Genomic DNA, 25,332 nt, shown 5'->3' on the forward strand with positions numbered 1-25,332 from the left:
TCATTTGACTGATTATATTTAGTGATATGAAGCGATGGCTGCTCAACTGTGACATGGGTGAAAACGCGGGCAAAGACCACCTACTGATGCCTCACATACAGGCTTGCAGCATCGCATGTGGTGGCCACATAGGGGACGCAGACTCTATGAGTATGACTGTCCGATTGGCTATGAAGTATCAGGTAGAGATAGGTGCACACCCCTCTTTTCCAGATAAAGAGAACTTCGGCCGTCAACCTATGAGTTTACCTTCCGACCAGCTCATTGACCTGATGGTCGGACAAATCAACAGTCTGGAAAAAGTGTGCTCTGTCTTAGGGGCTCATATCAAACACATCAAGCCACATGGTGCCCTTTACAATCAAGCTACCACAGATTTGCGAACAGCCGGTGCGGTGGTGCAAGTCATGAAAAGATATCCAGGATTGACGCTATATGCTCCCTGGAAAAGTGTAGTTGGCGAACTGGCACAAGAAGATGGTATTCCTGTTCGCTTTGAGGGATTTGCAGACAGACGATATGAACACGATGGATCGCTGGCCTCCCGGTCTAATCCGGGCTCGGTGATCGAAGACCCCCAGGAAGCCCTCTCACAGGTAAAGCAAGTGACCAAATACCACAAATTGACCTCAATAGATGGAATCACCTTCGATTTTGAAGCGGAGACCTTCTGTATTCATGGAGATAATCCCCATGCCGTGTCAATCGTAAAACTACTGAGCGAAGAATCATGAGAAACATCCACATCAAATCAATGGATGAAAGCAATCTGTTGATGGAATGGCCAGGTGCCATCTCCAAAGACATCATGAAAGAAATAGCAGCTTGGCAACATGCCATTGAGAAAAACCTAGGGCACCTCATCATCGAGTGCTTTGCGGCGTATAGAAGCCTATTGATCACTTATGATCACCAGCAAATAGACGCCGAAGATCTGGAAATCGAACTGCTAAAGCTTCCCATCGATCGCAAAAAATTTCGCACCAAAAAATGGGCTGTCCCAGTTTGTTATGAAGAGGAGTTTGCACAGGACCTATTACCATACTGTGATGCAAAAAAATTGACCAAAAAAAGTATCATCAAATTACATACAGCCCCTCTCTACGACATCCACTTTTATGGCTTCCTTCCCGGATTCATGTATTTGGGTGGATTGGATGAGAAATTGGCGATACCTAGAAAATCAAACCCAGATGCTAAAATCCCTGCTGGATCTGTCGCAATTGGAGGTAATCAGACCGGTATATATCCTACTCAGTCTCCCGGTGGCTGGCACGTGATTGGCAACAGCCCAATCCCTTTGTTTGATATTACTCTAGATCCACCTTGTCCGTTTAGCCCTGGGGACCACATCAAGTTCAAAGCAATCAGTAAAAAAGAATACCTGAAAACGAAAGAAGAAGTGACCAACGGGACATATAAATATCAGAAAGCATGAAAGGTTCATTGATATTTCACAAAGCAGGACTTCACACTTCCGTGCAGGATATGGGTAGATATGGCTATCGAAAATATGGAGTACCACTATCAGGGTCGATGGATCAAAACAGCGCTATCAGAGCAAATCTGCTAGTAGGCAATGAAGCGAGTGCGCCAGTATTAGAAATCACAGTAGTAGGACCTCAGATTGAATTTACATCGGATGCTTCCATCGCTATAGTGGGAGCAGACTTAAGTCCCAAACTTGACCGAAGAGTGATCCATACCAATGCCAGAATCAATGTATTGAAAGGACAGGTACTAGAGTTTGGAAAGTGTAAGTACGGGATAAGAGCTTACCTGGCAATAGCCGCTGAACTCCAGTGCGAGCAGGTCATGAAGAGCCATTCACAGTTTCATGGTATCACCTCCGGCACCAAACTTACTAACGGCGATGTGCTGGATTACACTGAAGTAAAAATGCTGAGTGCTCCAACCACAGCTATCCGAATTAGTAAAAAACACTTTAATACGAAAAGATTGGAAGTGTTCCCCGGTCCGGAATTTAACCTACTACAAAAAGGACAACTCAAATCGATATTTGACCAGGAATGGATCATTGGGCCTAACAATAGAATGGGTTATCAAATGACCAATGAGCAAATGCCGGGACATACACGGGAGATCATCACCACTCAAACGATCCCAGGTACCATACAGCTAACCCCAGCTGGAAAACTACTAGCACTAATGCGAGATGCACAAGTGACCGGCGGATACCCACGAATCCTTCAGCTGAGCGAACTCTCCATCAATCAACTGGCTCAAAAAACCGAGCGAAGTAAAATCCGTTTCAAATTGGCATGATCACTCTTCGACCAGCCATCAGGGAGGACATTTCACTACTAGAATACTGGGATAAACAACCTCATGTAAGACTCTCCGATGGTGAAGAAGAATTTTGGGATTGGCAAGAGGAACTGGGCGTGGAAGTAGCCTGGCGCGAACAGCTAGTAGCAGAGCTGGATGGTAAACCAATAGGTTTCGTGCAAATCATTGACCCATACCTGGAAGAAACGCATTACTGGGGTGAGATTGAGCCTAACCACCGAGCTATTGATATCTGGATAGGTGAGGCGGACTATCTCAACAAAGGCCATGGGACTCAAATGATGCAACAAGCCATTACAAAATGCTTTGCACCGGATAATGTCCAAGCGATAATGATAGATCCCCTGAAATCGAATCGCGCGGCTCATCGGTTTTATAAACGCTTCGGATTTAAATTCCACGAAGAACGATGCTTCGGAAAAGATGAATGTTATGTCTTTCGGCTAACCAGAACAGACTGGAACAGTCACTCAAACAATGCAAGCATTTCCTGATTTCCCTTGGCTCTTGCCTGAGCGATCATGCCTTTAGTACTTTCATCCACCACAGCTCCATTTTGTAGCAGTAGGCGAGCCACCTCCACTTGATCAAAGTTGATAGCAAATGCCAATGCAGAGGCCCCATCCCCATTTTTGATATTTACTTCAGCTCCATGATCCAGCAATAGTTGTGCGATTTCCGTAAACCCCTTGAAGCAGGTTCCCATCAGTGCTGTGTTACCTGCAGCATCTTGCCCATTCACATTAGCACCCGCACTCATTAGTAATTTGACAGCCTCTACTGCATTCATGTAAGAAGCCATGATGAGTGGAGTAAATCCTCTCTCATCCGGCTGATTGGCAAGAGTAGAATCACTTTCCAGAGCAGCTTTTAGTTGATCTAATTGTTGATTTTTGATGAGTTCGTTGATGTTGGACACGGTTCTTTGGTTTTTCTTTTTGTTTGTTTGACTTTATGACTCTTGTCATGAAATTCTTAGGAATAACTTCGTAAATATGCAATAGTTTTTTACTATTCAGTTTATCGGGGAATAGCTTGTATTTATGACATTGACACAGCTGCGCTACGCACTAATACTTAAGAAATACCAAAATTTTAAAAAGGCTGCAGAACAGTTGGAAATTAGCCAACCGGCTCTGAGTGTACAGATTCAGAAACTGGAAGATGAGATCGGCATTAAGCTCTTTAATCGATCTGGATCTCCTATCCAAGTCACTAGAGATGGGGACTTATTTCTGATCAAAGCACAAGAAGTGGTCAACAATGCAAAGCAACTCACCAACTTTGCCAATGAGCTACAGGAGGATTACAGTGGATCATTGGAAATTGGTGTGATCGCCACATTAGCTCCCTTTCTGGTCCCTCTATTTAGCCACGCCATACAAAAAGACTACCCCAATCTGCAGTTGATCTTTAAAGAGTCAACTACCGAAATGGTCGTAAACGGCGTCCGGAGTGGGGAATTGGATGCAGGTATCATCTCCACTCCTATTAATGTTTATGGCATCAACTCTATTCCGCTTTTCTACGAGCGGTTTTACCTTTATTCATCAGAAGGAAGCAATGGTTCGTCAAATGAAATCAAGCTGGAAGATATCGACTATGATGAACTATGGCTACTAAATGAAGGCAATTGCTTCCGGGACCAAATCAATGACTTCTGTGATATCAAGTCTATCAGAAAAGGCAAAAAGTTCATCTACCAGAGTAACTCAATAGACGCACTGATCCGTATCGTGGATACCCATGGTGGTATGACCATTTTGCCTGAGCTCACCACTCTGAGTCTGAACGAATACCAGGAGGAAAACCTGAAAATGATCTATGGAAGACCCAAAGCAAGGGAAATAGGCATTGTGGTCACACCAAACTATGACAAGGTGCGCTACATCAAGCTATTGGAGGAGTATATAAAGAACAACATTCCATCGCACATGCTCACGAGTAGTGATTATGAGATCGTGGATCCTAATATTCAGATGGACTAAGTTCAGAAGAAGATTTAGCCGCTTCGAGTTACTATTTCCCGGGTTCAAAAAATATTCGTAAGCCGATAGTAGCCATTTAGCGTTTTAATGGTCAAACACAACCATTAAACCATGGAACTACTTCAGGAACTCTCCAGTAGAAATTATCCACTATATGTTTTCGGATGGATTAGTCTCATAGGCACTATTGCCTGCATGTTCATGTCATTCTACTCTCCCACAGAAGTAAATGGAATCAGTGCCTGGATCAAACCAACCAAATTCTTCCTATCTACTTTCATCTTTACCTGGAGTATGACCTGGTATTTGGGTTACTTAAAGCAGACGCCTGCCATTTCCATTTACACCTGGCTGACTATTGCCGTATTAGCTTTTGAGCTCATTTATATCACGTTAAAAGCCGCTCAGGGCCATCTCTCCCATTTCAATATTTCCTCCTCGTTCAATGGATTTATGTTTAGCATGATGGGCTTGGCCATTAGTCTGATGACATTGGCCACACTTTATATTGGCATCCTGTTTTTCATCGAGCCTCTGCCTGATTTACCCACTAGCTATCTATGGGGTATCCGGCTGGGGATTATACTCTTCATAATTTTTGCTTTTGAAGGAGGGTTGATGGGAGCCAGACTGGCACATACGGTTGGTGCTCCTGATGGATCTCCAGGACTAAAGTTTTTAAACTGGAGCGTGACTCACGGAGATCTACGCATTGCCCACTTTATAGGGATGCATGCACTTCAGGTGTTGCCTTTATTAGGGTTCTATGTCTTCTCTTCATCCAGAGGTATTATCATCATTTCTATGCTGTATCTTCTTTTGGCCACTGGTGTGCTGGTTCAGGCCCTGATGGGAAAGCCGCTATTAAAGAGAGTTACTAAATCTGAACTAGCAACACATCATTGACAGAGAAGACATCTCCATACTAAAACATCATACTTGTCTTCAATATTACTCTCTAAATGTCATTCATCGGTAAATATTACCCGTTCATCTTACATTTATACCCGTTGATCCTAAAATGGACATAAGTGAAATCGATTTTTGGTTGAAGAAAATTTTCCAAATTCTGATATAACCAAACATTTCCTCGAAGTTGAGTAAAAGACGAAAAACCCTCTTAATTTCCTTCATTCTTCCTAAGCATATTCTATATATTTGAGAATCCGCCGTAGATATTTTGGACACTAAATATCGCAAATGCCTTCTTAAAACGGCCAGCAAAACCTTTAAGCATATGATGAAAAATAATACGAGGTAACTCGCCCAAGAAGTACTGCATACAAGAATTTAAACCGTTGTTAACCATAATTCAAAAATCAAACTATGAAAACTCGTTTACTCACCGCGGGTCTCCTGGTTGGAGCTTCGCTGATGGGGTATGCCCAAAAGGCACAAAAACCTATCAAAACCTATCGGTCACCAAGACTTATTGACACACAGTTTCAGTCTCAGAATCCACAGAATGGAAAGGCTTTACTAAAAGAGAAACTCAACCTAAGAGCTGAGGATCAAATGGAATCAGTAAAAGTAGCGTCAGATAACCTTGGCTTCACTCATGAAAAATTCCAACACTATTACAAAGGAGTGAAAGTCTTCGGATCTGAATATTCTGTCCATTCAAAAGACGGAGCAGTCACTCATCTTACTGGAAACTTTGCCAAAATAGGCGATTTAAACATGAAAACAGAACTTTCAGAGTCTGCAGCCTTGGGTAAAGCTCGTAAGAACATTGATGCCAAAGAGTTCGTTTGGGACACAGACAAAAGTCTTACTCCTAAAGCTGAGCTCTTAATCCTGGATGCTGCCACCACAGGTAGTGAGGCTCGTCTGGCTTACAAATTTGAAGTGATAGCTGCCAGACCATTCCAACGCTATGATGTCTATGTGGACGCTAAATCGGGTGAAATACTCATGCAGTATTCTAAGATTCACCTGGCACAAGCCACCGGATCAGGAGATACCCGATATAGTGGTAGCCAGACACTATCTACTGATAGCTATAGTGGATATTATCGACTGAGAGACTACAGCAGAGGTAGTGGAGTAGTTACCTGGGATGCCACCACAGCTACGAGTGTAAACAGCTCGGGCGTACCTATTGGCTCTTCGGACTACACAGACAACAACAACAGCTGGACAGCTTCCGAGTTTGACAACTCTGACAAGGATGATGCAGGACTGGAAGCACACTTTGGCGCGATGGCCACTTATGACTTCTTCTCTACCACATTTGGTCGTAATAGCTACAATGGATCTGGAGCTACCATCAATAGTCACGTAAACACCGATATTGAAGCTGTATATGGCTATCCATCAGGGTACAATGACAATGCTTTCTGGAATGGAAATGTCATGGTGTATGGTAAAGGAAACTCTCTGGATCCTTTAACAACCGTGGATATTACAGGACATGAGATAGGTCATGCATTCATGGAGTATACTGCCAACCTGGTGTACCAAAAAGAATCAGGAGCAATGAACGAATCCTTCTCCGATATCTGGGGTACTTGTGTGGAGAACTACACAAACACCAACTATGGAACTAGCAAAGATCTTTGGAATCTAGGTACTGAAATAGGTCAAACCTTCCGTTCCATGTCCAATCCTAATGCATATGGGCAGCCAGACACATATGGCGGTTCCTATTGGGTAGGTGTAACTAACTGTAATCCATCCAACAACAACGACCAATGCGGTGTGCACACCAACAGTGGTGTTGGAAACCACATGTTCTATATTTTGACAGTTGGTAAATCAGGAACAAACGATAATGGTGACAGCTACAGTGTCACAGGTATAGGCATTGACAAAGCTGCTGCTATCAACTGGAGAGCGGAATCACAGTACCTAAGTGTCAATTCGGACTATGCTGACTGGAGAACATATGCTATACAATCAGCAAAGGACCTTTATGGAGCCGGATCAGCTGAGGAGATTGCGGTAACCAATGCATGGTATGCAGTGGGCGTAGGCGCAGAGTACCAGCAGCCAATCGGATGTGTGTCCGCTCCACTTACTTTGACTATCACACTAGACAACTATCCCGAAGAAACAAGCTGGACAGTTAAAAATAGCGGTGGCAGTACGGTAGCGTCCGGTGGGACATATGGTTCTCAACCAGACGGATCAACAGTCACGGAAACGATCAGTGGATTGACTGTTGGAGACTATACGTTTACTATCAATGACTCATATGGTGATGGTATCTGCTGTTCTTACGGAAACGGTAGCTATTCACTTGCTAGTGGATCTACCACCATTGTATCAGGGGGAGATTTCAATTCCTCTGAGAGTACCAATTTCTGTATAAGTGGCGGAGGTGCAGATACGCAAGCTCCTACAGCTCCTTCCAGCCTATCGGCTTCTAATGTACAGGAGACTACTCTGACACTATCGTGGAGCGCATCATCTGACAATGTGGGTGTAACTGGATACAACGTGTATCAGGGATCTACGAACATTGGCACGGTGACTGGCACTACGGCTAACATTACAGGGCTTACTTCTGGCACTTCTTATTCGTTTTATGTAACAGCCGTTGATGCAGCTAGTAATGAATCAAATGCCAGCAATACAATAAATGTGACAACCTCCTCACCTGATGCCACTGCACCAAGTGTACCAACTGGACTTTCTTCATCCAATGTGACTACTTCTTCGTTCACACTTTCATGGAATGCGTCATCCGACAATGTCGGTGTAACAGGATATGATGTATACCAGGGCGGTTCATTCCTTAAATCAGTAAGCGGGACCAGTACTAGCATTACGGGACTATCTTCATCCACTACTTATTCTTATCGAGTAGCTGCTAAAGATGCCGCTGGCAATGTGTCAGCCCAAAGTAGCGCATTGAGTGTGACTACTAACTCTCCTTCTGTTTCGTATTGCTCCACAGGTGGAAACAACACCAACTATGAGTGGATTGATAAGGTGCAGTTAGGGTCTATTAACAATACTACTTCGGCCAATGGTGGGTATGGTGATTTCACTTCTCTTTCCACTACTTTAACGACTGGTTCTAGCAATACTATTTACTTCTCTGCTGGATTTAGTAGCTCATCTTATAGCGAAAACTGGAGAGTGTGGATTGATTATAATCAGGATGGTGACTTTAATGACAGTGGTGAGCGAGTAGTGAGTGGAACTACTTCCAATGGCAATACCTACTCTTCTAGCTTCACAGTGCCATCATCAGCTAGTCTGGGCTCTACCCGAATGAGAGTATCCATGGTATGGAACAGCACACCATCCAGCTGTGGTTCCTTCTCCTATGGAGAGGTTGAGGACTACACGGTAAATATCTCCAACACAAGCGTGATTACATTTAACAATGCTGACGCACCATCTGCAGAATCATTAAAAGATGGTATCTCTAAAGCGAGCTTTACGGTGTTCCCGAACCCAACACAGAGCTCTATTGAATTCGATGCTGGTGACTTCAAGAAGATTACTGAAGTGAGAATTATTGACCTTGGCGGAAGAGAAGTACTCAAAGCTATTGAGCCTGCAGGTAACCGTGTTGATGTATCAGGTCTCAAGAAAGGGCTTTACTTTTTCGAGATCACCTCAGAAAAAGGACAGCATAGCACGAAATTCTTAAAAGAATAAAATCAACAAGTTGAAACATATCCGAAAAAAGGCTGCCCATTTTGAGCAGCCTTTTTTGCTTTAGTACTCTATGAGTAGTGCATTGTTTTATTGAGCACAAAAGGCTGCCAGCCACTATTGGGGTCTACTCCACTCATCTCCAGACCGGCCTTTACAGCCCAATGCATCCTGAAATGTCTTCCGATATAGGTAGCAGGCACCTCAGTTGGTAATTCCACTTCGAATGTCCACTCTCTTTCATCTCCAGCATTGATCTGGATTTCTTCATCAATAGTGTACTCTTGATCATACAAAATGTGGGTTACAGAAGACATCTCCTGTGCTCTCACCTGCAGGTATATTCTCTTGATATGGATCGTATCGCCTGTGGGTCTAACTGTAATAGCAAGTTTCAATGACTCTCCTTCAGTCATCACTGGATTACTGATCAAAACATTGACATCAGCAGCTCCACCGGTCACGTAATTCTTGACATTCTCAAAAAGTCCCATTCGCTTGATTTATGGTATAATTCAATTGCTTATTTACAAAAAACTCAACCCAACCACTGTCTGGATCATTTCCTGGCATATCTAGCCCTGCAAAAACCTGCCACTTCATAAAGCAATCCTTACCATGATAAGTAGGGTATGCATCTTCTGGCAGCTCAAACTCGCCGAGCCAACGCTGCTCCTCACCGGCCTGCATGGTCACATCATTTGCAAGAATCAACTGATAACGGTAGTGATTGTCATGAGCAGTGACGTGATGTGTGGTCGTTTGTACATTTCCGTTGCTGTCTGTGGTCGTTCGTGTTTCTTGCTTTTTGTAAGTCTCCTGACCTCTGATATCCAGATAGACTTTTTTAATACTACAGTTATCCAGAGCTTTGGCCAGAACGAACAGTCGCATGACAGACTTTCCGTCTGTGGTATTATTTTCAAAAACTATCGATACCTCCGCAGCACCGCCAGTGATGTAGTTTTTGATTTTTGAGAAGATCCCCATTTCCTTTTTTCTTTAAAAATGTCAATAAATATGACTCTTAGCTATACGTGGAAGATGGTATTTTTCTGACCACAGACAATAAGACAAGATTTTAGGAGTATAAATACTCAAAAGCACTCTGATAAAGGTTCCGAGTTTGTAGGTTTTCAATGAGCTCATTGAAGAATGCATTGCTACTTAATGTAGCTGAATCTCCCACCATCACCAGCAGGTGCCTGGCTCGAGTCATGGCCACATTCATCCTTCTTTCATTAGCCAGAAAACCGATCTCACCATTTGGATTAGACCGAACCAAAGAAATAAACATGATATCACGCTCCTGTCCCTGGAAGGCATCCACAGAATTGATCGTTATACGTTTCAGAGCCTCCTCACTGATGGCAGTCTCCTGGATGTACCGTTTCAGCAATTCAGACTGTGCTTTATAAGGTGCAATAATTCCCACACTAGGAATGCGCTCATCACGAGTAGACAATTCATCGAGCGTCTCTTCTAACCTCTTTAGCACAAATCGGGCTTCTTCTTCATTGTATGTAGATAGCGTCTCCTGATTGAGCTTCTCATCAAAACCACACCCGGCAGTATCAATAAACCTCACAGCCTGGGAGAAGAGTGTTTTCCGCTGCAAAATGATTTCTCCACTCCTCAGCTTACCACCATAAAACTTCTCATTAGAAAACTGCATAATGTCATTATGCATGCGATACTGAACCTCCAGCATCACGTCTGCATTCCATTGCTCAATCGTTCGCTCAAAAATGGTTTCTGAAAGCCCATTTTTAGCAGCATCAAGAGATTTCACTGTGGGTGGCAACTGCCAGTGGTCTCCAGCCATGATCACTCGATTCGACTTGATAATCGGCACCCAGGACGCTGGCTCCAATGCCTGTGAAGCTTCATCTATAAATAAGGTCTTAAACGTCCTGTTTTTGAGATAAGAACTATTCGCCCCTATTAATGTGCAAGCAATGACCTGTGCTTTATTTAGTTCATCATAGATCATGTGCTCTTCTAGCAAATGGGCTTCTTCTTTGAGATTGCGGGCCTCATTCAGCAGGAGTTTGCGTTGTTCTCGCTCTGCCTTGCCAAAATTTCTTTTGTACTTTCTACCCAGATTTCTAAACTCCTCAGCCTTCTTTCTAAGATCCTTGAGCATTTTGGCATCATCATGCTCACTGATCCTGGCATCCAATGTACATGCCACCACCTCATCTGTGACTCGTGCCGGATGGCCAATTCTTAGCACACGAATACCCTGCTGGGTAAGTTTCTCTGCCAGCAAATCCACTGCGGCGTTGCTTGCTGCTGCCACCAGCACCTGCCTCTCATCTGTTACGGTATCCTTGATGGCCTCTACAAGAGTAGTGGTTTTTCCCGTTCCTGGTGGTCCATGAACTAAAGCCAAATCCTTTGCAGATCTAATATGAGACAAGGCCTTATTCTGACTATCGTTCAAACCCGGATGCCTCAAATCAACCAAAGAGTGAAAAACCGGAGCCTCTTCACCAAGCATTACCTTAATCAGCTCTTTGAGGCGTCCTTCTCGTACTGAAGCCATGAAGTGCATAGTTCGCTCCATCTCGTCGTAAGTACTCTCATCAAACAAAAGATTAACCCCCAACTTTCCATCATCTATCCAATCAGGAGCATCGTCACTGTTGAGCACCAGTGTCATGTATTTTTCAGATACCCTGCTGATTATACCAGAAGCAGATAATTGCTTTTTATCATCATTCAAGAAAAGACTGGCGGAAGATCCTGCCTGAAAATAGTGACGCTCCCCTTGAAGTGTGGTGCGCTCCAGTTGTAGAACCCACTTTTCTCCAGTACCCAAATAAGATCTGTCCACCACCACGGGGTACCAAGTGACTCCTTCTTTCCTCCGATCATCAAGAGATCTATTGCGGATTTTGTTCTCGTATTGTTTTCTGTCCTCTACACGTTCTTGCTTGAGCAACTGCAAGAGGTGCAAAAAGTGCTCAGAGTGATCCATACTTACTTTTTGAGATACTTCTGAATAGTGGTCTTGAGTGTATCCTTATCTGCAGAAATGTCCGGATCACTGTAAATCTTCAGCATCAGCTCGATTAGCACTTCTTCAGCGTAACCAATGTTGCTAGCTATCCGGGCACAGAACTGGATCTCTTCTTTGTACAATCGACCATCTATTTTCATCAGCTGAACTGCGTTGTAGATAAACTCATATTTCTCATCGTCTGTGAGATTACTTAGGTCCTCTATGAGGTTGGGGTCCTCGAAGCACGCACTGATCTCATCCTGGGACATACCGTGCTGTGCACCAATCTTTTTGATCAGATCAATCTCGTCCTGCACAACCACTCCGTCTATCTTTGCCAGTTGCACAAGGAGATTTAACTGAGTGCGGGCCATATTTGTGGATCTTGAAGCTATTGATTCGATGCTTTTAGAGGTAGTTCAGAAATAATTTTTAAACTTAATGTAAAATACAAGATGAACAAAATTTTTGTTCCCGAGCACCAACCACATATTGAATGAATTTCTTAGCTCATGTGTATCTATCATTTGAAGACCCTGAAATCCTTGTTGGCAATTTCATCGGTGATTTTGTCAAGGGAAAAGCGGTAAATGATTACGATGGTGGAATTCTCAAAGGAATTCTACTACATCGTGAAATCGACGAGTACACTGACTCTCACCCTACGGTACTGGAAACCAAAAAGAGATTACGGCCCATTTATCATCACTATGCACCAGTAATTGCAGATGTGTTTTACGATCATTTCCTTGCCAGCTTGTGGACTGACTATCACACCACACCACTTCTGGAATATACAAATTGGGCTTATTCCGTTATCAAAAAACAAGGCGATTTGGTTCCACCAAAAGCCAGACACATGCTCACATACATGGCCAGAGATAACTGGTTATACAATTATCAACACATCGCAGGAATTGATCAAGCACTCACAGGAATGTCCAGAAGAACACCTTTTAACTCGGGAATGGAACATGCCAGTGAAGAACTACAAAGACACTACGAAGCGTACAAAGCAGAGTTCGTTAGCTTTTTCCCAAAATTGATCACACATTGCCAAAAGAAACTTGAATCATTATGAAAGAGATTTTATACGTTGCATTGGGTGGTTCATTGGGTAGTGTCGGCAGGTATTTGATCGGCCTGTTTTACGCCCAGTTCTCTACTAGCAGCTATCCACTTGGCACACTCACGGTCAACCTGTTGGGTAGCCTCATCATCGGAGTGCTCAGTGCACTGTATATAAAATCAGGCTCTTCTACCATCCAGTTTATGTTGATCACCGGATTCTGTGGTGGCTTTACTACCTTCTCCACATTTTCGTTGGACAGCTTAAAACTCCTTCAGTCTGGAGAGTATACACAGTTTCTCATGTACGCAACAGTCAGCATGATTGGCGGAATTTTTCTTTGTATTTCTGGGTTTTGGATTACTGAGAAGATGGCTCTTTAAAACAATAACAGTCACTTAGGGCGTTTATTAGTAGGAATTGCTCACTTATGTCAAATCACTATCACACGCTGGGTATTCATGAATCTGCCTCGCAGGCAGAGATTAAAGCAGCATTTAAAAAACTCGCTGTACAATATCATCCAGACAAGCATGCTGGTCATCCTCAAATGGAAGAGTATTTCAAAGAGATCAATCTTGCCTATCAGATTCTTTCCAATCCCTATGAAAAAGCAAGATATGACCTCAAAAGACAGTTTGTCACTGGCACGGCTAACACATATAACACTACTACCTGGCATGACGCATCCTATTCACCTCGTAGACCCAGAAGACCTTACGTTGACCCACGCATCAACTGGCGGGAAAACTGGATAGCTACTGCCTATGCTTTTGGCTTTACGATCATTGTTGCAATCATTGTGATGAGCGCTATTGGGATCAAACAACACCTGGATATGCAGGCATTGGCTGAAAAATTAGCTGAACGAAGATCCTTATTTGAATTAGTGCGAACAGACTATAGCAATGGTAAATTAGAAGCCGCAATGATTCGCCTCAATGATCTGGGAACATTTCGTGAAAGTGAAAAAGACATGGCTGAGTTCAAAGAACACCTGTATGTGGAGTTTTTGGATAAAGCCGAGAGAAACTATCGGTATAAGAATTTTGGTGAGGCCATTTACTATTACGAATTAATCCTAGACTATGGCCCCAGAACGACCCAGGTCCTTCTAGAACACCTCGCAGAATCCTATCACCGAAATGGTCAATTGGAAAAAGCCATTATACAATACAATCAACTCTTGCTAAATGGGTATCACATGCTTAACGCCTATATGTCACTAGCTCTAATCCATCATGTTAATCTCAAAAATCCCGAAGAAGCGCTAATTTATTATGAGTTAGCCAGTGAAAAGGCAATAGAAGCGTATAAAGGCACTTATGGAGATGGCTATCCTTTAGTCATCAGTGGAAGACTAATTCCGCCAGAACACTACTACTTGTACACCGGATTGGCCCAGGCGTATTTAGAAACAGGCAATCCTGAAAGAGCCGTAAAAGCTACCAAATGGAACATCAATATGTGGCCTGATAGTGCCGCAAATTATGTGATAGCAGCAAAAGGATTGTATGAAACAGGAAAAAAACGAAAAGCATGCTATGCGCTGAGTATCGCGGAGCAACTCGGTTATTTGGGCGATCCAGGGTTTACTTGTAACTAATTATTGGCAAATAATTCATCCCATTCCCCACCTTCCTTACTCAGGTGCGTCTCACATCGCTGACCTCTTAGCAGTGGGAAATCTTCTACTAAAATAAAATTAGACTTCACTTGCTTCATTGCTTTTCGGGATTCAGCCTTAAGGTTTTTCCGCTTAATTGCTTCAATAAACCTTCTGATTTGATCCATATCTTCAAGAATCAACGGTGGCACCTGAGTGGGTTTTTCATCGTCATCTTTGGCCACCATGGTAAAGTAACTGGTATTGGTATGTTTGATAGAGTGGTTTTTTACATTCTCAGCAGTCACTTGTATCCCGACTACTAACGAAGTGTTGCCAACATAGTTAACCGAAGCTTTGAAGTGCACTAGCTCCCCAACCTCTACCGGCTGTAGAAATTCTACTTCATCGACAGATACTGTCACACAATAAGCTCCAGCATGTTTACTTGCACACGCATACGCCACTTTATCCATAAGTGATAATAAGATACCTCCGTGGATCTTACCTCCGAAGTTGGCATAGCTCGGTATCATGAGCTCAGTGAGTGTTGTCTGCGAAAAACTAACAGGTAATCCTTCCATTATCCTACAATATCACCGCTTTTAGCAGCACATTCTTTTATTCGTTTATTAATGACCAATTTCCAAAAAGGTCCTCTGGTAAAAAACAACTTCAATTTCACCAGGAAGTTATGCTTTTCAATCTCATCGGCCTCTGGACTTCCAGGAATACCCAATGGCTGCACTACATATTCAAAACCCATTTTACGCGTTGCCTCGGTTGCACATGGATTTCCATAGAGTATATTTTTCGAACTCTCTACATACAGATAGGAGATATTCTTCCTGTCCGGCCTATTCTTAGCTTTATTGGCCTCTAATCCAAAACGTGTATTCTCTGTGGGAAATTGACTCGTTATATCATCATCTTTCTTCTTTTGAGCTTGAGCAAGGCAGCTAGCTAACATCATTATCCCCACCAATACGGTAAATCGCATCACCATAAGTCCTACATTACCTGTTTAATCTATAAATATAGTGATCTTACCTATCTTTGGCAGCCAATTGATCAAGATCTGAGCAAGCGCTACATGAAGCAAATAATAAGTTTTTTACTTAGAAAAGTCCCAAGAAAATATTTACAGTTATTCAGTCACTATGGTTTAAGGGTACTTGCCCTTTTCTACAGTGGCAACAAAGTCGAATGTCCCGTCTGTAGTTCTACTTTTAGAAAGTTCTTACCGTATGGAAGACAGTCCAGAGAGAATGCACTTTGTCCAAACTGCCTGGCTCTTGAAAGACACCGACTCATTTGGCTTTACCTGAAGGAGAGAACGGATTTCTTTACGAAAGAGAGAAAAATGCTTCACATAGCACCTGAACTCTGCTTCATCGACCGGTTCGAAAGTTTGAAAAACCTGGATTACATCACCGGAGATATCGAATCACCCCTCGCAAAAGTCAAAATGGATATCCACGACATCCCCTTTGATGAAAACACCTTTGATGTCATCTTCTGCAATCATGTGCTGGAACATGTAGACAGTGATATCAAAGCAATGGAGGAAATGAAAAGGGTATTAAAACCCGGTGGATGGGCCATTTTGCAAGTGCCATTTTTCTTTCCGTTAAAGGAGACTACCTACGAGAATAAAAGCATCACTTCACCGGCAGAAAGGGAGAAAGCCTTTGGTCAGGATGATCATGTCCGAATGTATGGAAAAGACTATGCCGAGCGATTGGCTAGTTCAGGATTTAAAGTGGTAGAAGAAAAGATGGTAATGGAGCTACCGGAATCCGCAATAAATCGCTACGCACTTCCAAAAGAGGAGATTATTTATCGTGTAGAAAAACCTTAACCAGTAACCCAAATCATTAATAACCAATCAACCAGTCACTAACCGACTAATCACTAATCACTAATAAAGCTCAATATACTTGGTGTTCGGATCTATACCGCGTAGCTTCCTAATCCACTCATAAACCAAACCGTATCCATAACCAGTTAACTGAAGTAGTCCAGCTAATGGAGCGAGTAAAGCAACTCCAATTGACTTGGTCTTAAATAAACCTTCTAAGCTTAACATAGTGAAGTAAACTGCATAACATCCCAATCCCAAAAAGCCCAAAGGCTCTAACAATGAAGCTAAAATCAAGGATACAATTAGTCCTAAGGAAAACACCGTAGGAAACAGGTGAATTATTCCAACTTGACCTTTGTGAAAGCGAGAAAGGTTGATTCTAGCTCTTCCAAAGTACTTCAGCTGTTTGAAAAATTTTCTCAGATCTGTCCGACGTTTATGATAAACAAAGGCACCTGGAATTAATGCCGTATTAAATCCTGAATTGATAATTCGGGTACTAAATTCCATATCTTCTCCCATGAATGGAATGATATATCCTTTGGTCTCTTCCCAAACTCTACGACTGATGCCCATGTTGAAGCTCCTTGGATGATACTGACCTATGTGCTTTTTATTGCCCCGAATACCTCCTGTCGTAAACAGTGAAGTCATAACATGGTTGATGGCTTTTTGTGTGGTATTAAATGACTCATGAGCAGCATCAGGGCCTCCGTAAGCATCCACAGGCTGGGCTTGTAAATAAGAATCAACACTGGCCAAATAATGAGGTGGGATTAAGCAATCCGAATCAAAAACAATCAGATATTCTCCCTTCGCTCGCTCGTACCCATAGTTTCTGGCAAAACCCTGTCCGCCGTTCTCCTTTACCAAGTAATGGATATCCAGATCAGACTCATACTTTTCAACCACCCATTTGCAATCAACAGTAGACCCGTCTTCTACCACCACCACCTCAAAATCCTTGTAAGTCTGACTTTGAAGAGAATCAAGCAACTCATCTACCTCATCAGGACGATTGTAAACAGGGACAATAATGGAGTATTTAGGCATCTATGCCAATTTTTTCAGAGATCAGGTAATCGTTTTTCTTTGGATTCGTTTGTATGATCATCTCAGCTAAAAATCCAGCCAAAAACAATTGTGTACCAATAACGATAGCCACCAGTGCCAAAAAGAACAGCGGTTGATCCACCACATCTCGTGCAGGTAGTTGATGTGCTAGATTGTAAAGCTTATCACCAATAATATATCCAGTTACAATCAAGCCAAATAGGAACGAAAGGGTACCAAACGTTCCGAAAAAATGCATTGGGTTTTTCCGGAATCTAGTGACAAAACTGACCGAAATCAGGTCCAAAAAACCATTGATAAATCGCTCCAATCCGAATTTGGTGGTTCCGTATTTACGCTCTCGATGCTGAACTACCCTCTCGCCAATCTTATAATATCCACTCCACTTAGCCAGAAGTGGGATATATCGGTGCATTTCTCCATATACCTCTATGTTCTTGACTACATCTGAGTGATATGCCTTCAACCCACAATTGAAATCATGCAGTTTAATGCCAGAAACCATTCTGGTTACACCATTGAAGAATTTGGAAGGTATTGTTTTCCCTAGTGGATCGTGACGCTTTTTCTTCCAACCAGAAACAAGATGATAACCCTCTTCTTTGATCATCTGAACCATTCCTGGTATTTCATCAGGACTATCTTGCAAGTCCGCATCCATGGTAATTACCACTTCACCAATAGCGGCCTGGAATCCAGTTTGAAGTGCAGCCGACTTGCCATAATTTCTATTAAATCGGATTCCCTTGGCCCGAGAATCCGATTTTCTCAATTCCATGATTACATTCCAGGAAGTATCACTACTTCCATCATCAACAAAAAGCACCTCTGTTGAAATACCATTTTCATCGACTACCCTACAAATCCATTCAAACAACTCCGGTAAGGATTCTTCCTCGTTAAATACCGGTACGATTACTGATAATTCAAGTGCTTTTTTCGACACAGAGTTAACTATTCAAATTCAGGTCTTGATTTTTTAGTGAATGCCGTAACGATCAGAGACACGATAAAACCAAAAAATACACCACCTAAAATACCAAAAATTAACATTGCTGTAGGTCCAGACATTGCTTCCATTACACCCATGCTTTGTTCAATCTGTGCATCTGTCATTCCTTGCTCTTCCAAAGCTTGGATTTGTGTCTGACGAATGTTCTCGATAAATGTAGGGTTGATAAAAGAGACATAAATATAGGTGAATATACTTGAGATAACACTGGAAACTAGCGATAGCAAAGTTCCCAAACCAAGGCCTTCACCATAGTTTAAATGACCATCTCCATTCTTCTTGTAATCATTCTGAGCAACGAAAATGATTCCAGCGTAAATCACAATGGATAGCACAGTGGCAATCCAACTGGTATCTGGGTTTCCGGCAATCCCTGCAAAATCCTGTACTACAAATACAATTATAGATATCAGGGCTCCAATAATACCATATTTAATGGCTACACTTTTCTTAGATACATCTTTTGTTTCTTCCATGACGAGTTTTAGTTAGGTTGTTTCCTTAAAATTATTGATATAACCGGTGTTATGAAGAATCCGGCTATAATTTTTTTAATCGTTGACTCTTGAATGAGATCCCATTTGGTCACTTTCTGAATTTCTTCCAGCTGTAGCTCGTAAGCTTCTTGTCCAAATTTCTCAACATAAATCTTCGATCGTTCATTTAAAAAATTAGTCGCTGCTGACTGGTAATTTATTACAGCATCAGTATCAAAATTGTAATAAAAAATTTGTGCTATCAAAAAAACAGCCGAACCAATTGTATATACGATAAATCCAATCGTCATTCCTTGCCAAAAATGAAGGATACCATCATTTGTATACCTTTTGAAATCCTTCTCAGCAAAGAATATGAACATACCAATTAAGACAAGGTCAAAAAACAAATGGCCCAAATCAATTTGTGGATTGACTCCAATGAAGAAGGACAAATGGTAAATGATGACCATGAATACTCCCGCAACTGGAGCATATTTTATAGCTGTTCTAAACATTAATTCTTCCTGATTACATCTCCATTGATCACCCCAATGCACTTACCCGTAATTTCTTCACCATACTGTGGTGAGTTTACTGATTTTGAAGGGTTCGTAGACATATCAAAGGTCCACTTTTCCTCAGGAGCAAATAGTGCCAATTTAGCTTGAGCGCCTTCCTCAATTATCACAGGATTCATTTGCAATATCCGTCTTGGCCCCTTTGTCACTCTATCAATCAAGACTCCAATGTCGATTTGACTAGAGAGTTTTATTAGATCGCTATAGAAAGTAGGTAAAGAACAAATCCCCGGAGTGGCCAAATCAAATTCTAGATCCTTACTTTCTGGATCTTGAGGATTATGAGCAGAAACGATCGCATCAATTACTCCAGTTTGCACACCCCTAATTAGGGCTTTACGGTCTTTTTCCGATCGAAATGGTGGATCCACTTTAAAATTTGAGTTGTAATCTGTCAAATCATCCTCTGTATAAAACAGTTGATGAATCGCCACATCACAAGTCACTAATAGGCCATCTTTCTTCGCCTTATTGATTAAGCTAATACCCTCAGCTGTGGATATTAAAGAAAAATGCAACCTACCACCTGCATATCGAAGAATCTCCAGGTCTCTTTTTATTGCTATTTCTTCTGAAAGAGACGGCTCGCCATTCATCCCAAGAATTGTACTAGCCTTACCTTCGTGCATTTGAGCAAATTGAGACAGATGAACATCTTTGGGTCTCGTAATCACCAAACCATCAAACTTTTGAACATATTGAAGTGACTTTAATAAGAGTTCGGTATTCCAAATGGGGTTCAACCCATCTGAAAACGCCACAGCGCCAGCATTTTGCAAATCCAAGATCTCACTCAGATTTTCCCCTTTGCATCCCTCACTCACAGCACCAATAGCCCACAAATTGATCCCTTCCTCTGCATGACCCTGCTGAATGTATCTTACATCACTCTTTGATTCAATGACTGGTTCAGTGTTGGGCAACACACAAACATCCGTAAAACCACTAAATAAAGCACATTTACTTCCGGACTTCAAGTCCTCCTTATGTTCACCTCCCGGTTCATTAAAATGAGCATTCAAATCAAAAAAACCTGGAGACAAACTGAGATTTTCAAAAGTATAGTCAGCAGATTTCTTAATGTTAGAATCGATCTTTTCTATAATGCCGTTTTCAATGTACACATCAATTGTCTGACCATGATACTCCGATGAGGGATCCAAAATAGTGGATTTTTTGAGCAGTACTTTCATTTAAGAAATCTTAGCAGAATGGTTTCAATAAGTAAAAAACTCAAGGCCAAAAGTAATGCATATTTCCATAAGCTCAATTGGTCCGAATCCCCTACTGAACTCTCTAAGAAGACTTGATCGTCCATGACATTGTAGCGTATATGAGTGACCCCATTAATAGCTTGTTCAATTTCTTCAGAACTATAAGGTCTCACATCTGACTCTTGCTTCGAAAAATTCAATGCAACCGCTCCCAAGGTATCAGCAGCGGTCAGTAAGTGATAAATCCCAGGATGACTAAGATCCTCTGGAATCTCAAGTATCAACCTATCACCAGAATATCGCCATGAAGGAATAAAAGACTCAGATTCAGACACAAGCTTATACACCGATTCATTTTCAATAGAATCAGCTTTCAACGACATGAAACCTCCATCAATACGGTAAAACAGCCGCTCTTGTGAAGATGGCCGAGCCAACTCATACATAATAGGAACAAACAGAGAATGCTTATGAAAATTGGTAAACTCATCCGATAGCGGAGATGTCAACAAATAGTTCTGTCCGCTTTTGACCAGAAAAGCTTCCTTAGCATTGGTCTCCAATATGTTTTCTGAGAAGCCTACCGGGTTAATTTGCACCGATACTTTAGGCAAACTTGCCTCTTGATCATTTTTAACAAATACGCCTTCCAGTAGAGGATGACTCAATGATTCCTGGCTCAATGACTGACTATACGAATTCTTGACCTCAGATAATCTCAACTCCAAAAATCTTGAATAAGAATCTAGATCAGGAGAGGCAGAAGGTACAATTAAGAAGCGTGAATTTATTTTACTTGTTTGTGTGATCAACCACTCAGGTATTACATCCAGTTCGTTTAAGACGATAAAGTCAGCAGTGAGCAATAAGTTCAGAGATGTTGATGATATGTCATTACTGTGTATGTCGAAGTAACCCTTATTTCCAAACAATCGATCAATGAATGATGGATTATCATTAGCACCATGCAGAACAATCACTTTTGCTTTACTTGGTTCTGGAATAAAGAAATAAAACACATTGTCAAAAACCACCGGTACATCCTCAATTTCAATCGAATACGCTCCATAAAAATCATCCATGGTATTAATGGGAAATGTTAATTCAGATATAGCATTTGCGCCCACATCCACAGAAGATGACGCGAGCTGTTGTTTTCCTCTATTCAATTTGACCAAAACCCCGCTTTTCTCGTCAAATCCGAAATTTCTAATATTTATTGTTAATTTACTCCGTCCACTAATTAACGATTGCGTAGATATAAAAACTGTATCAACAGAAATATTCCCCGTATTTTGAGCCCGAAATTGATTGATCTCGTAAGTCCTCGAAGTGTCTGCGGTTATTTCTTCTAAATCAAAAACTGCTCGTTGCATATCAGAAAACAATTTTACGTGGTCTGAGGAATATAAGTCTGCCTTATCTTTTATTTGCGAAAGAGTATAAGATTTACTCGCAAACGTGTTTTTAAATTGATTTTGACTCTTTTGACCTACGTATTGTGTACCGTCATTGGTCAGCAGCCTGAGTTCATTATTCGTCGTTTGTTCAGATTTACTTTCTAACAATGCATTCAAGCTAAACAACAAAGGCTCACCCGTAACATCAGTTTGCTGCATACTCAATGAATTGTCCAGATACCAGAGCTGATTACTTCCATCTATTTCACTTTGCTGGTCCAGTAATGGTTGTGCAAAGGCAAGAATGATGAACGAGAACACCATCATCCTACTTATCATTACCAATATCCGCTTTAACCTTGAACTGGATTTCCGCTGCTCTTTAATGTCAAACAAAAAAGAAAGATTGGAAAACAAAACTTTTTTATACCTTCTAAAACTAAAAAGATGTATTACAAGAGGTATTATCAGCAACACCAAACCGTACAGAGCCCACGAATTTTGAAATATCATTTTGCTAATTTAAGTACGAAGTAGCTATTTCAAAGTTATGATTATTTAACTGCCTGACCACATCGCAAGTTAAGCAGTCGTACACACGGACATTTTAATGGGTATGTAGCCTGCAGAGTCACGTCGAGGTACCATCCCAGGGCTATGTGCATAAGAGTAGTATGTTTAAATTTAATAAAGCTTTAAAAACAAAAAACCCTGACTGGAAAACCAATCAGGGTTTGTAATAAACTGGCAACGACCTACTCTCCCACATGTTACTGCAGTACCATCGGCGCTGGTGGGCTTAACTTCTTTGTTCGGAATGGAAAAAGGTGGACCCCACCGCAATAATCACCATAAAACCTGCCATGACTGAACGTAAGTCAGCGTCATGGTCTTGATATTTTTAAGTCTTAGTCTATCTTCTATAAACTATTGACTCCCGACTAGTGTCGGTTTTGACATATATATGTGAAAGATTCTCTGAAAAATTCGAAGCAAGTTCATCATCCCCACTTGCATAAAGTGGGCTCGACAAGAAAGCTTACGGGTAATTAGTACTGCTCAGCTCTGATATTACTACCTATATACCTGCAGCCTATCAACGTCATCATCTATAACGTCCCTTTAAAGAAACCTCATCTTGAAGTGGGTTTCGCGCTTAGATGCTTTCAGCGCTTATCCCTTCCCAACATAGCTACCCAGCAATGCCCCTGGCGAGACAACTGGTACACCAGCGGTTAGTCCAACTCGGTCCTCTCGTACTAAAGTCAGATCTTCTCAAGTTTCTTACGCTCGCAACAGATAGGGACCGAACTGTCTCACGACGTTCTGAACCCAGCTCGCGTGCCACTTTAATGGGCGAACAGCCCAACCCTTGGGACCTTCTCCAGCCCCAGGATGTGACGAGCCGACATCGAGGTGCCAAACCTCCCCGTCGATGTGAGCTCTTGGGGGAGATCAGCCTGTTATCCCCGGAGTACCTTTTATCCTTTGAGCGATGGCCCTTCCATACAGAACCACCGGATCACTATATCCGTCTTTCGACCCTGATCGACTTGTTAGTCTCACAGTCAAGCACCCTTATGCTATTGCACTCCACGCATGATTACCAAACATGCTGAGGGTACCTTTGAAAGCCTCCGTTACACTTTTGGAGGCGACCACCCCAGTCAAACTACCCACCACACACTGTCTCCGTTTCCGGATTAGGCATCAGATAAATAAAGGGCGGTATTTCACCAACGACTCCACCACGCCTAGCGACGCAGCTTCAGAGTCTCCCGCCTATCCTACACATCATTTACCCAATACCAATGTGAAGCTATAGTAAAGGTTCACGGGGTCTTTCCGTCCCGTTGCGAGTAAGCGGCATCTTCACCGCTACTACAATTTCACCGAGCTCATGGCCGAGACAGTGCCCAGATCGTTACACCATTCGTGCAGGTCGGAACTTACCCGACAAGGAATTTCGCTACCTTAGGACCGTTATAGTTACGGCCGCCGTTTACTGGGGCTTCAGTTCAATGCTTCGCCGAAGCTAACATCCCCCCTTAACCTTCCAGCACCGGGCAGGTGTCAGGCCTTATACATCATCTTTCAATTTCGCAAAGCCATGTGTTTTTGATAAACAGTCGCCTGGGCCTTTTCACTGCGCCCACGCCGAAACGTGGGGCCCCTTCTCCCGAAGTTACAGGGCCATTTTGCCTAGTTCCTTAGCCATGAATCACTCGAGCACCTCAGGATTCTCTCCTTGACTACCTGTGTCGGTTTCCGGTACAGGCACCTTTATCCTAACCTTAGAGGTTTTTCTTGGAAGTCTGTTTAGGCACACTATCCACGCGTCCGTAGACTTGTGGTACTATCAGGTTCAGCTAGCTGAGCGGATTTTCCTACTCGGCCAATACCTACACCCTTCAACGTACTATTCCGTCAGTACGCGGTGCTTTCACTACTCCGTCACCCCATCGAAAATAAAGGTGGTACGGGAATATTAACCCGTTGGCCATCGACTACCCCCTTCGGGTTCGCCTTAGGTCCTGACTAACCCCCGGCTGATTAGCATTGCCGGGGAAACCTTGGTCTATCGGTGTGCGGGTTTCTCGCCCGCATTATCGTTACTTATGCCTACATTTGCGCTTCTCTACGCTCCAGCATGCCTCACAGCACACCTTCTCCGCTGAAGAGAATGCTCCCCTACCATGTATAAATACATCCTAAGCTTCGGTACTACACTTGATGCCCGATTATTATCGATGCCCTGTCGCTCGACCAGTGAGCTGTTACGCACTCTTTAAATGAATGGCTGCTTCCAAGCCAACATCCTGGCTGTCTAAGCAACTGGACCCCCTTAGTTCAACTTAGCGTAGATTTTGGGACCTTAGCTGTAGGTCTGGGTTCTTTCCCTCTCGGATTGGGACCTTAGCACCCCAACCCTCACTGTGTGGTATATTTACTAGCATTCGGAGTTCATCTGGATTTGGTAGGATTTGACTCCCCCTAGTCCAATTGGTAGCTCTACCTCTAGAAAACTAAACCCACACGCTGCTCCTAAAAGCATTTCGGGGAGTACGAGCTATCTCTCAGTTTGATTGGCCTTTCACCCCTACCCACAAGTCATCCAAA

General features: G+C 42.5%; 24 protein-coding genes and 2 rRNA genes (1 of these 26 only partly in view). 11 read left to right on the plus strand and 15 right to left on the minus strand.

All coding sequences use genetic code 11. The annotated features are described in order from the left end of the window. Positions 1–26: 26 nt before the first annotated feature. The 4 genes from pxpA to ACO067_RS06740 are packed head-to-tail and all read left to right on the plus strand — an operon-like array spanning position 27 to position 2,804. Positions 27–734, plus strand: coding sequence for a 5-oxoprolinase subunit PxpA (gene pxpA, locus ACO067_RS06725; RefSeq protein ID WP_421872245.1), 708 nt, complete (start codon positions 27–29; stop codon positions 732–734). Next, positions 731–1,438 carry a 5-oxoprolinase subunit PxpB gene (pxpB, locus tag ACO067_RS06730; protein WP_421872247.1) on the plus strand — a complete coding sequence of 236 codons (708 nt, stop codon included), beginning with the start codon at positions 731–733 and terminating at the stop codon, positions 1,436–1,438. Before pxpA ends, pxpB begins: the two co-directional genes overlap by 4 nt. Beyond that, on the plus strand, positions 1,435–2,286 hold the full coding sequence (locus ACO067_RS06735) for a biotin-dependent carboxyltransferase family protein (RefSeq protein WP_421872250.1): 852 nt from the start codon (positions 1,435–1,437) through the stop codon (positions 2,284–2,286). The genes pxpB and ACO067_RS06735 overlap by 4 nt, the downstream gene beginning before the upstream one ends. Beyond that, entirely contained in the window at positions 2,283–2,804 is a 522-nt protein-coding gene (locus ACO067_RS06740) for a GNAT family N-acetyltransferase (RefSeq protein ID WP_421872252.1), read from the plus strand. The genes ACO067_RS06735 and ACO067_RS06740 overlap by 4 nt, the downstream gene beginning before the upstream one ends. On the opposite strand, the gene ACO067_RS06745 is transcribed toward ACO067_RS06740, so the two are convergent. Further along, positions 2,777–3,229, minus strand: coding sequence for an ankyrin repeat domain-containing protein (locus ACO067_RS06745; RefSeq protein WP_421872256.1), 453 nt, complete (start codon positions 3,227–3,229; stop codon positions 2,777–2,779). The two genes, ACO067_RS06740 and ACO067_RS06745, sit on opposite strands and share 28 nt — an antisense overlap. 124 nt (positions 3,230–3,353) lie before the next feature. Between ACO067_RS06745 and ACO067_RS06750 the strand changes: the two genes are divergently transcribed. From ACO067_RS06750 to ACO067_RS06760, 3 genes are all read left to right on the plus strand, one after another. Continuing rightward, positions 3,354–4,298: a LysR family transcriptional regulator gene (locus tag ACO067_RS06750; protein WP_421872259.1), complete on the plus strand. Its 945-nt coding sequence runs from the start codon at positions 3,354–3,356 to the stop codon at positions 4,296–4,298. A gap of 111 nt (positions 4,299–4,409) precedes the next feature. Then, on the plus strand, positions 4,410–5,204 hold the full coding sequence (locus tag ACO067_RS06755) for a hypothetical protein (RefSeq protein ID WP_421872262.1): 795 nt from the start codon (positions 4,410–4,412) through the stop codon (positions 5,202–5,204). A 420-nt stretch (positions 5,205–5,624) separates the two neighbouring features. Further along, on the plus strand, positions 5,625–8,912 hold the full coding sequence (locus tag ACO067_RS06760; RefSeq protein WP_421872264.1) for a M4 family metallopeptidase: 3,288 nt from the start codon (positions 5,625–5,627) through the stop codon (positions 8,910–8,912). A gap of 68 nt (positions 8,913–8,980) precedes the next feature. Here the strand turns inward: ACO067_RS06760 and ACO067_RS06765 are convergent, their stop codons facing one another. The 4 genes from ACO067_RS06765 to ACO067_RS06780 all read right to left on the minus strand — a co-directional run bounded on the left by ACO067_RS06765 (position 8,981) and on the right by ACO067_RS06780 (position 12,290). Further along, positions 8,981–9,403: a sporulation protein gene (locus ACO067_RS06765; RefSeq protein WP_421872266.1), complete on the minus strand. Its 423-nt coding sequence runs from the start codon at positions 9,401–9,403 to the stop codon at positions 8,981–8,983. Beyond that, complete coding sequence (locus tag ACO067_RS06770; RefSeq protein ID WP_421872269.1) at positions 9,390–9,899, minus strand: hypothetical protein; 510 nt, start codon at positions 9,897–9,899, stop codon at positions 9,390–9,392. The genes ACO067_RS06765 and ACO067_RS06770 overlap by 14 nt, the downstream gene beginning before the upstream one ends. Positions 9,900–9,990: 91 nt before the next feature. Next, the gene (locus ACO067_RS06775) at positions 9,991–11,892 is read right to left on the minus strand and encodes an AAA domain-containing protein (protein ID WP_421872272.1); all 1,902 of its coding nucleotides are present in this window, start codon (positions 11,890–11,892) and stop codon (positions 9,991–9,993) included. Between the two features lie 2 nt (positions 11,893–11,894). Continuing rightward, entirely contained in the window at positions 11,895–12,290 is a 396-nt protein-coding gene (locus ACO067_RS06780) for a TerB family tellurite resistance protein (RefSeq protein ID WP_421872275.1), read from the minus strand. A gap of 122 nt (positions 12,291–12,412) precedes the next feature. On the opposite strand from ACO067_RS06780, the gene ACO067_RS06785 reads away from it, so the two are divergent. Genes ACO067_RS06785 through ACO067_RS06795 form a run of 3 tightly spaced genes read left to right on the plus strand, consistent with a single transcriptional unit; the run spans position 12,413 to position 14,591 of the window. Further along, positions 12,413–12,997, plus strand: coding sequence for an ACP phosphodiesterase (locus ACO067_RS06785; RefSeq protein ID WP_421872278.1), 585 nt, complete (start codon positions 12,413–12,415; stop codon positions 12,995–12,997). Then, on the plus strand, positions 12,994–13,368 hold the full coding sequence (gene crcB / locus ACO067_RS06790) for a fluoride efflux transporter CrcB (RefSeq protein WP_421872280.1): 375 nt from the start codon (positions 12,994–12,996) through the stop codon (positions 13,366–13,368). The genes ACO067_RS06785 and crcB overlap by 4 nt, the downstream gene beginning before the upstream one ends. A gap of 47 nt (positions 13,369–13,415) precedes the next feature. Beyond that, positions 13,416–14,591 (plus strand): DnaJ domain-containing protein, encoded by a 1,176-nt coding sequence (locus ACO067_RS06795; protein ID WP_421872283.1) that lies wholly within the window; start codon positions 13,416–13,418, stop codon positions 14,589–14,591. On the opposite strand, the gene ACO067_RS06800 is transcribed toward ACO067_RS06795, so the two are convergent. After that, on the minus strand, positions 14,588–15,175 hold the full coding sequence (locus ACO067_RS06800; protein WP_421872286.1) for an acyl-CoA thioesterase: 588 nt from the start codon (positions 15,173–15,175) through the stop codon (positions 14,588–14,590). The genes ACO067_RS06795 and ACO067_RS06800 overlap by 4 nt on opposite strands. Continuing rightward, positions 15,175–15,591: a hypothetical protein gene (locus ACO067_RS06805; RefSeq protein WP_421872288.1), complete on the minus strand. Its 417-nt coding sequence runs from the start codon at positions 15,589–15,591 to the stop codon at positions 15,175–15,177. Before ACO067_RS06805 ends, ACO067_RS06800 begins: the two co-directional genes overlap by 1 nt. A 93-nt stretch (positions 15,592–15,684) precedes the next feature. Between ACO067_RS06805 and ACO067_RS06810 the strand changes: the two genes are divergently transcribed. Then, positions 15,685–16,452, plus strand: coding sequence for a class I SAM-dependent methyltransferase (locus ACO067_RS06810; protein ID WP_421872291.1), 768 nt, complete (start codon positions 15,685–15,687; stop codon positions 16,450–16,452). Positions 16,453–16,512: 60 nt separating this feature from the next. Here the strand turns inward: ACO067_RS06810 and ACO067_RS06815 are convergent, their stop codons facing one another. The 8 genes from ACO067_RS06815 to ACO067_RS06850 all read right to left on the minus strand — a co-directional run. Further along, entirely contained in the window at positions 16,513–17,508 is a 996-nt protein-coding gene (locus tag ACO067_RS06815) for a glycosyltransferase (RefSeq protein ID WP_421872294.1), read from the minus strand. Continuing rightward, complete coding sequence (locus ACO067_RS06820; RefSeq protein WP_421872296.1) at positions 17,501–18,475, minus strand: glycosyltransferase family 2 protein; 975 nt, start codon at positions 18,473–18,475, stop codon at positions 17,501–17,503. The genes ACO067_RS06815 and ACO067_RS06820 overlap by 8 nt, the downstream gene beginning before the upstream one ends. 8 nt (positions 18,476–18,483) lie before the next feature. Then, a complete protein-coding gene (locus ACO067_RS06825; protein WP_421872299.1) occupies positions 18,484–19,017 on the minus strand; it encodes a DUF4199 domain-containing protein in 534 nt (177 codons plus the stop codon). A gap of 8 nt (positions 19,018–19,025) precedes the next feature. Continuing rightward, positions 19,026–19,535, minus strand: coding sequence for a DUF4199 domain-containing protein (locus tag ACO067_RS06830; protein ID WP_421872302.1), 510 nt, complete (start codon positions 19,533–19,535; stop codon positions 19,026–19,028). Next, positions 19,535–20,791 (minus strand): dihydroorotase, encoded by a 1,257-nt coding sequence (locus ACO067_RS06835; RefSeq protein WP_421872304.1) that lies wholly within the window; start codon positions 20,789–20,791, stop codon positions 19,535–19,537. Before ACO067_RS06835 ends, ACO067_RS06830 begins: the two co-directional genes overlap by 1 nt. Next, positions 20,788–22,725: a BatA domain-containing protein gene (locus ACO067_RS06840; RefSeq protein ID WP_421872307.1), complete on the minus strand. Its 1,938-nt coding sequence runs from the start codon at positions 22,723–22,725 to the stop codon at positions 20,788–20,790. The genes ACO067_RS06835 and ACO067_RS06840 overlap by 4 nt, the downstream gene beginning before the upstream one ends. 229 nt (positions 22,726–22,954) lie before the next feature. Next, positions 22,955–23,066 (minus strand): 5S ribosomal RNA (gene rrf / locus ACO067_RS06845). A gap of 175 nt (positions 23,067–23,241) precedes the next feature. Beyond that, positions 23,242–25,332 (minus strand): 23S ribosomal RNA (locus ACO067_RS06850); it runs 778 nt beyond the window's last position.

The sequence above is a fragment of the Marinoscillum sp. genome, assembly GCF_965229915.1.
In the GTDB taxonomy this organism is placed as follows: Bacteria; Bacteroidota; Bacteroidia; order Cytophagales; family Cyclobacteriaceae; genus Marinoscillum.